The following is a 10,112-nucleotide window of genomic DNA, read 5'->3' on the forward strand; positions in this document are numbered from 1 at the left end:
AAAAAAGAGGAGCCCTCCCGTCAGGCTATGCCCGCATCAACGCAACTTCGCGCAATGATCCTGCGGCGGCAGCGCCGGCGTGTACCAGGCGTAGTCGGCCTGTTGCGCGGAGACCGTCTTGCCCACCTCGGCCAGCATCAGCACCTGCGTGCCCTCCCCTGCCCCCAGGTCTTCCAGGTGCAGCGGCACGCCCAGGTCGCGGCGGACGTGGAAGCCGCCGGCGATCAGCACGGCGGGCGCGGGCGCCGCCTTCAGCCGCTCGGCCATGCGCCGGTCGCGTTGCTGCTGCACCGCCAGCATGGCCGGCATCTGGCTTTCCGGCAGCAGGCCGCAGTGGGATTCGCGGATGTCGTCGAGCAGCACCCGGCGCACGTCCTCGGCCGTCGAGCGGGTACCGGCGAGGGCCGGCTGTTCGCCGTAGATGCGCTTGATCTCGCTGCGATCCAGGTTGGCCGCCAGCAACGGCGCCGGTTGCTTGACCAGCCAGGACACCAGCGGGCCGTAGAGCGACCAGTCCCAGCCCGGCTGCCAGGCCAGCGCGGCGTACAGGTCCTGCGGCGGCTTGCCGGCGGCGCTGGCCGCCTGGGCCGCCGTCGCCCGTTGCTGCTGGTTGGGGTTGAGCATTTCCAGCAACACGCTGCCCTGCTCGCGGCGCTGGGCCAGGGCGCGCACCAGCCACAGCTCCAGGGCGTGGTGGTCGGGGTTGTCGTGCTGCTCGCCGACCAGCACGCGCGGTGCGGCCTCCAGGCGTTCGAGCAGTTGTTCCGGAGTCAGCGCCTGGCCGCTGCGCAGGTCGCGGATGACACCCAACTCGGCATTGTCGCGGCCTTCGGGGCTCTGCCAGGTCGGCAGGGGCGGTGCGGAAGGCAGGCTCTGGCAGGCCGCCAGCAGCGCCACCAGGGGAATCAGCAGGTATTTCACGTGAACTCCTTTCAACGGGCAACGATCAGCGGATGGCCGCGCTCGGGATGGCGCTGCACCAGCACGTCCAGGCCGAACACCTGGCGCAGCGGTTCCGCGCGCAGTACCTCGTCCGGCGTGCCGAACAGATGCGGGCGGCCGTCGTGCAACAGGAGCAGGCGGTCACAGTAGCGCGCCGCGAGGTTGAGGTCATGCAGGATGACCAGCACCGCGGCGCCGCAGCCGGCGAATTCGCGCACGGCCTGCAGGGTGGTGTGCTGGTGCAGGGGGTCCAGCGCCGAGGTCGGCTCGTCCAGCAGCAGCACCTGTTCCGCGCCGCCCGGCCACAACTGCGCCAGGACCCGCGCCAGGTGCACGCGCTGGCGCTCGCCACCGGACAGCGCCAGGTAGCTGCGCCCGGCCAGGTGCGAGGCGTCGGCCGCGGCCATGGCCTCGGCGATGATCTCGGCGTCGCGCTGGCGGCCGCTGTCGTGGGGCAGGCGGCCGAAGCCCACCACGGATTCGACGCTGAAGGCGAAATTCAGCGACGAGGATTGCGGCAGCACCGCCAAGCGCCGTGCCCGCGCCGTGCCCTGCCATTGCTCCAGCGCGCGGCCGTCGAGGCTCACGCTACCGCTGGCCAGTGGCAGCTCGCCGTTCAGCGCCCCCAGCAGGGTGCTCTTGCCCGCGCCGTTGGGCCCCAGCACGCCGAGCACCTCGCCCGGCTGCAGCGCCAGGCTCACGCCCTGCAGCACGACCTGCTGGCCGCGCTTCACCGTCAGGTTTTCCGCCGCCAGCATCAGGAACGCCCCCGGATCAGCAGGTAAAGGAAGAAGGGCGCGCCGATCAGCGCCGTGACGATGCCGATCGGCAGCTCCGCCGGCGCCAGCGCCAGGCGCGCCACCAGGTCGGCGAGCAGCAGCAGGATGGCGCCGCCGAACATCGAGGCCGGCAGCAGCAGGCGGTGGTCGGGGCCGACGATCAGGCGCAGCAGGTGCGGCACCACCAGGCCGATGAAGCCGATCAGCCCCGCCGCGGCCACCGCGGCGCCAACCCCCAGGGCGGTGCAGAGGATCAGTTCGACCTTCAGCCGCTCGACGTCGAAGCCCAGGTGGCGCGCCTCGGACTCGCCCAGCAGCAGCGCGTTGAGCGCGTCCACCCGGCGCGGCAGCCAGCAGGCCACCAGCAGCGTGACCAGCAGCAGCGGCCACAGCCGCGGGTAGCTGGCGCCATTGAGGCTGCCGAGGTTCCAGAAGGTCAGGGTGCGCAGCGTCGCGTCGTCGGCCAGGTAGGTGAACAGGCCGATCAGCGCGCCGGCCAGCGCAGTGAGGGCGATGCCGGCGAGCAGCATGGTGGCCACGCTGGTCTGGCCGTTGTGGCGGCCGAGGCGGTAGACCAGCGCGGTCACCAGCAGGCCGCCGACGAAGGCGCAGGCCGACAGCAGGTAGGGCGCGAAGGCCTCCGGCAGGCCACCGATGGAGGCGCCGAAGACGATGGCGATGGCGGCGCCCAGCGCGGCGCCGCTGGACACGCCGATCAGCCCGGGGTCGGCCAGCGGGTTGCGGAACAGCCCCTGCATGGCCACCCCGGCCAGCGCCAGCACCCCGCCGGTGGCGACGCCCAGCAGGGTGCGCGGCAGGCGGATCTGCCCGACGATCAGTTCGGCCTGGCCGAGATCGTCGGCGGACACCGGCAGCCCGGCCAGGCGCGCCAGCGCCCGTAGCGTGTCGCCCAGCGGCAGGCTGACCGGCCCCAGGGCCAGGGACAGCCAGAGGACCAGCAGCAGGAGGAAACCAAGGAGCAGGAACAGCGGTCGGGCAGCGTGCTTCGCAGTCAAGGACGACCTTCCGGGTTCAGGGCCTGCGCGGAAGGATAAAAGGCTTGGGAGAGGCTGGCCAATGCGTCCGGAATACGCGGGCCGAGGCCGCCGACCAGCAGCGTCGGGTCGAGCAGCAGCACATGGGCCTCACGCGCCGCCCGGGTGGCGGCCAGCCCGGGGTTCTGGCGAATCAGCGCCTCGCGCGCCTTGTCGCCGTCCAGGCTGCGGTCGGCCAGCACCACCACCTGCGGGTCGAGGGCGGTCAGGGCCTCGCCGGAGAGTGCCTTGTAGCCCTTGTGGCTGGCCAGGTTGCGCCCGCCGGCGTGCTGGATCATCCAGTCGCCGGCGGTGTCCTGCCCGGCCACCAGCAGGCTGCCGCCGGCGTTGCCGATCAGCAGCAGCACGCCCGGCGCGGCCTGGCCGGCCTGGGCCTTGCTGACCCAGGCCTGCTGCGCCGCCAGGCGCGCCTGGAAGTCCGCCGCCACCTTCCCGGCCTGCTCGGGCGTACCCAGCAGTTCGCCCAGGCGCAGCAGGTTGTCGTGCACGGTCTGCTCATCGGCCTTGGCCGACAGGGTCTCGATACGCACCCCGGCGGCGCGTAGTTGTTGCAGTACCGGCGGCGGCCCCATCTCCTCGCTGCCGAGGAGGATGTCCGGCTTCAGCGCCAGGATGCCCTCGGCCGCCAGTTGGCGCTGGTAGCCGATCTTCGGCAGCGCCTTGAGGCTGGCCGGGTGCAGGCTGGTGGTGTCGACGCCGACCAGGCGGGGCTCGCCGCCCAGGGCCACCACCCACTCGCTCAGCGAGCCGCCGGCGCTCACCCAGCGCTTGGGCAGGGTGTCGCCGATGGCGCTGGTGGCGGCGAGGCAAAGCCCGGCGAACAGCCCGGCCAGCAGGGGACGCGCAGTCATGGTTGCCTCCTCAGATAGCCGTGAAGGATTCGGCGAGGCTACGCCATTCTTCCAGTTCCGGCACACCCGGCTTGCGCGCGCCGAACACCTGCAGGACCAGCTCGCCATCGGCGTCGAAGGCCTCCCAGCTGGTGACGATGCCGTCGCTGCTCGGCTTGCGCACGCGCCACAGCTCGCGCACGCCGGAGGTCTTCAGGTGCAGGTTGAACTGCGCATCGAGCACGTTGAACCAGTCGTCCAGCCACTTCAGGTTGTCCACGGTGCCGGTGTGGATCTGGATGCAGTGGGCGTTGCCGACGAAGATCATGATCGGCAGGCGGGATGCGCTGGCCGCCTCCAGCAGGCGCGGCAGCTCGGCCACGTCCAGCGGCTCGGCCCACTCGCGGCCGGCCAGGCGCAGCGCCTGGGTGCGCGCGGCCTTGTGCTTCTTCAGCAGGGCGAAGAAGTGGTGGGTGTCCTTCAGCGCCGCCCAGCCCCCGCGCAGGGAAGCGACGTCGATCGCTTCATCGGCCAGCGGCGCGGCCTTGGCCTCGGCCGGGCGCAGCTCCAGGCGCTCGCTCTGCTCCTCGGCGCGGAAGCGTTCCAGTAGCGGCGCCCAGGCGGCGACCTCGCTGTGCTCGGTGAGGAACACCTTGTGCACCGCGGTGCCCTGGCGGTCGAACACCTGGATGCTGCGCTGGGTGCCGTGGGCGGTTTCCTCGCTGACGGCGAACACACTGTCCCAGCCGCCGAGGAACAGGCGCAGGTCGATGTCCGGGGACACCACCAGGCCCATCTGCCCGTTGGCCGATACGGTGACTTCCTGGTACGGCCCCTTGCGCTCGTGCACGCAGTGCTCGTTGCGCGTCAGCGCCATGATCGGGCCCAGCTCGCCCAGCGCCGGCAGCAGCGCGGCCCACTCCGGGCGCAGGCGCACGGCATCGACGCCGAGACGGCTGGCGGTCAGCTCGGCCTCGCTCACATCCAGGTGTTGCGCCGCATCGCGGGCGCGCAGACGCGGTTTCTCGGCGCGCAGCGCCTGCCAGGCGCGGTACAGCTCGGAAGCCGGCGCGGAAAGGGTAGTCATCGCAGAAGTCCTCGTTCACAGGGAGACCTGCCGCATCGCGGCGGCACCGACGAACTGTGCCACAACGAATTTAATAAATCTATTTGATAATAATTTGCATTTAGATTTGAGAGGCATTATGGTCTGCGCCGCCTTCTGCCAACGGCCATTTGCCATCTGCCACTTCCAAGAAAAATACAGGTACCCCATGTCGATCACGCCTCCGTTCGCCCGCCGCCACTGGCTGGCCCTGTTGTTGCTGAGCCCCTCACTCGCCCTCGCGAACAATGCGGTTTCCCTCGGCGAGACCACGGTCACCGCGACGCGCAGCGAGCAACCCGTGGATGCGGTGCCCAGCACTGTGAGCGTGCAGACCGAGCAGGACATCGACCGCAACAACGCCAACGACATCAAGCAGCTGGTGCGCTACGAGCCCGGCGTGTCGGTGAGCGGCAGCGGCAGCCGCTTCGGCCTGTCGGGCTTCACCATCCGCGGCATCGGCGGCAACCGCGTGCTGACCCAGGTGGACGGCGTCGGCGTGCCCGGCGCCTTCGCCTTCGGCCCCTTCATGGACGCGCGGCGCAACTACATCGACCTGGATACCGTGAAACGCGTCGAGATACTTCGCGGCCCGGCCAGCTCGCTGTACGGCAGCGACGCCCTGGGCGGCGCGGTGAGCTTCCTGACCAAGGACGCCGCGGACTACCTGGAGGATGGCAAGGACTTCTACGCCCGCTTCAAGACCGGCTACGACGGCTCCGACGACAGTTGGCTGGGCAGCGCCACCTTCGCCGGGCGCCAGGGGCCGGTGGACGGCCTGCTGACCATCAGCCGCCGCGACGGCCACGACACCGAGACCTTCGGCGGCCAGGGCGGCATCGGCGCCACCCGTGGCGAGGCCAACCCGGTGGACTTCGGCACCGACAACCTGCTGGCCAAGGTCGGCTGGGACTACGCCGAAGGCAGCCGCCTGCAGTTGGCCTACGAGCGCTACGCCGACGACGCCGACACCCGCCTGCTCAACGAGTACAGCGCCACCGGCGCCACCCGCACCTCCGATGCCACCGACAGCACCGACCGCGAGCGCATCAGCCTGCAGCACCGCTTCCAGCTCGACAGCGCGCTGGCCGACCAGGTGCAATGGCAGCTCAACTACCAGGACAGCCAGATCCGCCAGCAGACCTACCAGGAACGCTTCAGCGGCGGCAGCCTGCGCGATCGCGTGCGGGATTCGAAATACCAGGAAACACTCTGGGGCCTGAACAGCCAGCTGGACAAGCGCTTCGCCCTGGCCGACACCCAGCACCACCTGATCTACGGCTTCGACCTCAAGCGCCTGGAAAGCAGCGACCTGCGCAAGGGCGGCGAGACCTTCCAGAGCAACGGCCAACCGGTGCCGCCGGCCTTCGGCAGCGAAACCTTCCCGCTCAGCGACTTCCCCGATCCGGTCACCCACGAATACGCGGCGTTCATCCAGGACAGCATCGACATCGGCCGCTGGACCCTGCTGCCGGGCCTGCGCTATGACTACTACGAGATGCGCCCGGAGGTCAGCCAGCGCTATCTCAACAGCCACCCGCTGGACACCGCCCCGTCCAACTTCAGCGATCACGCGTTGTCGCCCAAGTTCGGCGTGACCTACCGCATCGACGACCACCACAGCGTCTACGGCCAGTACGCCGCCGGCTTCCGCGCGCCCGAGCCGGTGGACATCTTCGGCGAGTTCGTCAACACCGCCATCGGCTACCAGACCATCGCCAACACCGACCTCAAGCCGGAAACCAGCGACAGTTATGAACTCGGCCTGCGCGGCAAGTACACCATGGGCAGCTTCGGCATCGCCCTCTTCTATAACCGCTACGACGACTTCATCGAGCAGGTCACCCTGCCCAACGACCCCACCGGCAACGGCCGCCTGACCTACCAGTACACCAACCTGGACAAGGTCACCATCCGCGGCGCCGAGGCCCGCGGCGACCTCGACCTGCACCTGGCCGCCGGCCTGCCCGAGGGGACCCGCCTGCGTGGCGCCGTGTCCTATGCACGGGGCAAGGACGAGGAAACCGGCGAGCCGATCAACAGCGTCGACCCGCTCAAGGGCGTGTTCGGTTTGGGGTATGATGCGCCCGGCGGACGTTTCGGCAGCGAGCTGACCTGGACCCTGGTGCAGGCCAAGCAGCGCATCGACGACAACGAAGTCCCCAGCCAATTCAAGCCCGGCGGCTACGGTCTGCTCGACCTCAGCGGCTGGGTGCGGATCACCGACGGCGTGACCCTCAACGCCGGCCTGTTCAACCTCACCGACAAGAAGTACTGGCAATGGGGCGACGTACGCGGCCTCACCGAGAACAGCCCCAGCCTGGATCGCTACACCCAGCCCGGCCGCTATGCGGCGGCCAACCTGATCTGGGAGATCTGACCGACTTCAGCACAAGGACGTGCACCCTATCCCGACGCCAGGGGGCGCCACGCGCCCTGCTGTCGGCGCCGGGAGCGCCGCGGTGATCCTGCTCTGCCATCCGGGCGAACTGGCCGAGGGCCGCAGCCGCGGCTTCCAGGTGGAAGGCCTGAAGGTCTTCGCCGTGCGCCGCCAGGGCCGCGTGTACGCCTACCGCAACCGCTGCCCGCACCGCGGCGTGCCCCTGGAGTGGGAGGCCGACCGCTTCCTCGACGCCAGCGGCGGCCTGCTGCAGTGCGCCCATCACGGCGCGCTCTTCCTCGTCGAATCCGGCGAATGCATCCAGGGCCCCTGCCTGGGCGAGGTGCTCGACAGCCTGCCTTGCCGCGAGGACGAGCGGGGCCTGTGGATAGGCCTGCCCGAGGATGACTGAAAGACCTACAACTCGATGCGCAGCGGCCGGCTCAGGCGGATTTCGCTGACGTCGATATCGGCACCATAGGCCAGCATCTCCACGCCGGCGTCGCGCGCCTCGCGCAGCGCGGCGGCATAGGCCGGGTCGATCTCCTCCGCCGGGCGCACCGCCTCGATGCCGGACAGGTTCACGCAATACAGCAGCACCGCGCGGGTACCCGCACGGGCCAGGGTCGCCAGCTCGCGCAGGTGCTTGGCCCCGCGGGTGGTCACGGCGTCGGGGAAGGCCGCCACCGGCGTGGCGTCGAAGCCCAGGGTGACGCTCTTCACCTCGACGAACGCCGACCCGCCGGCGAAGTCCAGGCGGAAGTCCGCGCGGCTGTTCTCCACGCCATAGGCGACCTCCCGGCGCAGCCCGGCGAAACCGGCCAGTTCGGCAACGCTGCCGGCCAGCAGGGCCTCCTCCACCAGGCGGTTGGCCCGCCCGGTGTTTACGCAGGCCAGGCGCCCCTGGGGCGTCTCGCTCAGCTCCCAGGTGCCGGGCAGCTTGCGCTTGGGGTCGGAGGAACGGCTGAACCACACCCGGCAGCCCTCGCTCATGCAGTTGAGCATGGAGCCGGTGTTCGGGCAGTGGATGGTCAACTGCTCACCGGTGGGCGTCTCGATATCGGCGAGGAAGCGCTTGTAGCGGCGCAGCAGGCGCGCCTCCTCCAGTTCCGGAGCGAAGCGCATCAGGGCCGCCAGCTCTTCAGGCCGCGGGCGATCCGCTCCACCGCCTGCTCCAGGCGTTCCAGGCTCTGGGTATAGGCGAAGCGCACGTGGTGGTCGGCCTGGTAGCGGCCGAAGTCCACGCCCGGGGTGAAGGCCACGTGCTCGGTCTCGATGAAGTGCTGGCAGAAGCGGTAGGCGTCGCCGCCGAAGGCGCTGATGTCGGCGTACAGGTAGAAGGCCCCTTCCGGCTCCACGGCGATGCCGAAGCCCAGCTCGCGCAGGGCCGGCAGCAGGTAGTCGCGGCGGCGGGCGAACTCGGCGCGGCGTTCCTCGAGAATGGCCAGGGTGCCCTCCTCGAAGCAGGCCAGCGCGGCATACTGGGCCATGCTCGGGGCGCTGATGTAGAGGTTCTGCGCCAGCTTCTCCAACTCGCCCACCGCCGCCGGCGGCGCCACCAGCCAGCCGAGGCGCCAGCCGGTCATGCCGAAATATTTGGAGAAACTGTTGAGGACGTAGGCCTCGTCGTCCACTTCCAGCACGCTGCTGGCATCCACGCCGTAGGTCAGGCCGTGGTAGATCTCGTCCACCACCAGGTGCCCGCCACGGGCCTTGAGGGCCTGCGACAACGCGGCCAGTTCATCCTTGTGCAGCAAAGTGCCCGTAGGATTCGCCGGCGATGCCAGCAAAGCGCCTACACTGTCCTGATTCCAGTGCGCATCCACCAGTTCCGGGGTGAGCTGGTAACGGCTCTGCGGGCCCACCGGCACCAGTTGCGCGGCGCCCTCCACCAGGCGCAGGAAGTGACGGTTGCACGGGTAGCCGGGGTCGGCCAGCAGCCAGTGGCGGCCCGGGTCGACCAGCAGGCTGCTGGCCAGCAGCAGGGCGCCGGAACCGCCCGGGGTGACCAGGATGCGCTCGGGGTCGATGGCCAGGCGGTAGCGCGAGGCGTAGAAGCCGGCGATGGCCTCGCGCAGCTGCGGCAGGCCGCGGGCCGCGGTGTAGCGGGTATGGCCGGCGGCCAGTGCGGCCTGGCCGGCGGCGACTATGGGCGCGGCGGTGCTGAAGTCCGGCTCGCCGATCTCCAGGTGGATGACGTCGTGGCCAGCGGCCTGCAGCTCGTTGGCTCGCGCCAACAACGCCATGACGTGGAAAGGTTCGATGGCGCGGCTGCGGGCACTGAAGGAAGAAACCATGGGAAATACCGAACTTTGCGACGAAGAGGCGATTCTAACCAAGCCATCAGCGGGTGGCAGCAAGCTCGACAACCGGGAGTAGCATCACGATTATCGATCTGGTAAGTTCGCCCGCTTGCGAGCGCGGGGCCGGCGGTGCCGGAGAGGGACCATCCGCGACAGGATTAGCGAGAGTGAGAGGCGGCCACACATGCCCACCAATGCAAAACAGCAGAGCAGCCAACTGATTCGTGGCTTCGAACCCTACAAGGAAACCAAGGGCGAGGAGTACATGAGCGAGCGCATGCGCGCCCACTTCACCTCCATCCTCAACAAGTGGAAAGTTGAGCTGATGGAAGAAGTCGACCGCACCGTGCACCACATGCAGGACGAAGCGGCCAACTTCCCGGACCCGGCCGACCGCGCCAGCCAGGAAGAGGAGTTCAGCCTCGAACTGCGCGCCCGCGACCGCGAACGCAAACTGATCAAGAAGATCGACGAGACACTGCAGTTGATCGAAGACAACGACTACGGCTGGTGCGACTCCTGCGGCGTGGAGATCGGTATCCGCCGCCTGGAAGCCCGCCCCACCGCGACCCTCTGCATCGACTGCAAGACCCTCGCGGAAATCAAGGAAAAGCAGCTCGGCTCCTGACGCCTGCGGCTTTTCGCGAACGGGGCGCCTAGGCGCCCCGTCGCGTTTGTGCGGCGCCCTGCCTCCCGACCCCCAGCCTGCGCCATGTCC

At 69.5% G+C, this 10,112-nt stretch carries 10 protein-coding genes; 3 read left to right on the forward strand and 7 right to left on the reverse strand.

The features are described 5' to 3' along the window. Positions 1-36 precede the first annotated feature (36 nt). The 5 genes from DK254_RS16995 to DK254_RS17015 are packed head-to-tail and all read right to left on the reverse strand — an operon-like array spanning position 37 to position 4,693. Complete coding sequence (locus tag DK254_RS16995; RefSeq protein ID WP_109934719.1) at positions 37-921, reverse strand: ChaN family lipoprotein; 885 nt, start codon at positions 919-921, stop codon at positions 37-39. An 11-nt stretch (positions 922-932) separates the two neighbouring features. Then, on the reverse strand, positions 933-1,700 hold the full coding sequence (locus tag DK254_RS17000; protein WP_109934720.1) for a heme ABC transporter ATP-binding protein: 768 nt from the start codon (positions 1,698-1,700) through the stop codon (positions 933-935). Beyond that, entirely contained in the window at positions 1,700-2,683 is a 984-nt protein-coding gene (locus tag DK254_RS17005; RefSeq protein ID WP_109935769.1) for an iron ABC transporter permease, read from the reverse strand. Before DK254_RS17005 ends, DK254_RS17000 begins: the two co-directional genes overlap by 1 nt. Before the next feature lie 50 nt (positions 2,684-2,733). Then, complete coding sequence (locus tag DK254_RS17010; RefSeq protein ID WP_109934721.1) at positions 2,734-3,627, reverse strand: hemin ABC transporter substrate-binding protein; 894 nt, start codon at positions 3,625-3,627, stop codon at positions 2,734-2,736. A gap of 10 nt (positions 3,628-3,637) precedes the next feature. Continuing rightward, positions 3,638-4,693, reverse strand: a complete 1,056-nt coding sequence (locus DK254_RS17015; RefSeq protein WP_109934722.1) for a hemin-degrading factor — start codon at positions 4,691-4,693, stop codon at positions 3,638-3,640. A 187-nt stretch (positions 4,694-4,880) separates the two neighbouring features. Between DK254_RS17015 and DK254_RS17020 the strand changes: the two genes are divergently transcribed. Beyond that, positions 4,881-7,091 (forward strand): TonB-dependent hemoglobin/transferrin/lactoferrin family receptor, encoded by a 2,211-nt coding sequence (locus tag DK254_RS17020; RefSeq protein WP_109934723.1) that lies wholly within the window; start codon positions 4,881-4,883, stop codon positions 7,089-7,091. A gap of 82 nt (positions 7,092-7,173) precedes the next feature. Beyond that, entirely contained in the window at positions 7,174-7,503 is a 330-nt protein-coding gene (locus tag DK254_RS17025; RefSeq protein ID WP_109934724.1) for a Rieske (2Fe-2S) protein, read from the forward strand. Positions 7,504-7,508: 5 nt separating this feature from the next. On the opposite strand, the gene sfsA is transcribed toward DK254_RS17025, so the two are convergent. Next, positions 7,509-8,216: a DNA/RNA nuclease SfsA gene (gene sfsA / locus DK254_RS17030; protein WP_109934725.1), complete on the reverse strand. Its 708-nt coding sequence runs from the start codon at positions 8,214-8,216 to the stop codon at positions 7,509-7,511. Further along, entirely contained in the window at positions 8,216-9,388 is a 1,173-nt protein-coding gene (locus DK254_RS17035) for a pyridoxal phosphate-dependent aminotransferase (RefSeq protein WP_109934726.1), read from the reverse strand. The genes sfsA and DK254_RS17035 overlap by 1 nt, the downstream gene beginning before the upstream one ends. Before the next feature lie 190 nt (positions 9,389-9,578). Here DK254_RS17035 and dksA point away from each other — a divergent pair, with 190 nt between their 5' ends. Beyond that, complete coding sequence (dksA, locus tag DK254_RS17040; protein ID WP_109934727.1) at positions 9,579-10,022, forward strand: RNA polymerase-binding protein DksA; 444 nt, start codon at positions 9,579-9,581, stop codon at positions 10,020-10,022. Positions 10,023-10,112: the final 90 nt, after the last annotated feature.

It is taken from the genome of Pseudomonas sp. RW407 (assembly GCF_003176655.1).
GTDB lineage: Bacteria > Pseudomonadota > Gammaproteobacteria > Pseudomonadales > Pseudomonadaceae > Pseudomonas > Pseudomonas delhiensis.

What these genes read in the sequence shown, in the direction of transcription:
- DK254_RS17000 (WP_109934720.1), bottom strand. Translation starts at nt 1,700, where the DNA reads ATGCTGGCGGCGGAAAACCTGACGGTGAAGCGCGGCCAGCAGGTCGTG.
- DK254_RS17010 (WP_109934721.1), bottom strand. Translation starts at nt 3,627, where the DNA reads ATGACTGCGCGTCCCCTGCTGGCCGGGCTGTTCGCCGGGCTTTGCCTC.
- DK254_RS17015 (WP_109934722.1), bottom strand. Translation starts at nt 4,693, where the DNA reads ATGACTACCCTTTCCGCGCCGGCTTCCGAGCTGTACCGCGCCTGGCAG.
- DK254_RS17020 (WP_109934723.1), top strand. Translation starts at nt 4,881, where the DNA reads ATGTCGATCACGCCTCCGTTCGCCCGCCGCCACTGGCTGGCCCTGTTG.
- sfsA (WP_109934725.1), bottom strand. Translation starts at nt 8,216, where the DNA reads ATGCGCTTCGCTCCGGAACTGGAGGAGGCGCGCCTGCTGCGCCGCTAC.
- DK254_RS17035 (WP_109934726.1), bottom strand. Translation starts at nt 9,388, where the DNA reads ATGGTTTCTTCCTTCAGTGCCCGCAGCCGCGCCATCGAACCTTTCCAC.
- dksA (WP_109934727.1), top strand. Translation starts at nt 9,579, where the DNA reads ATGCCCACCAATGCAAAACAGCAGAGCAGCCAACTGATTCGTGGCTTC.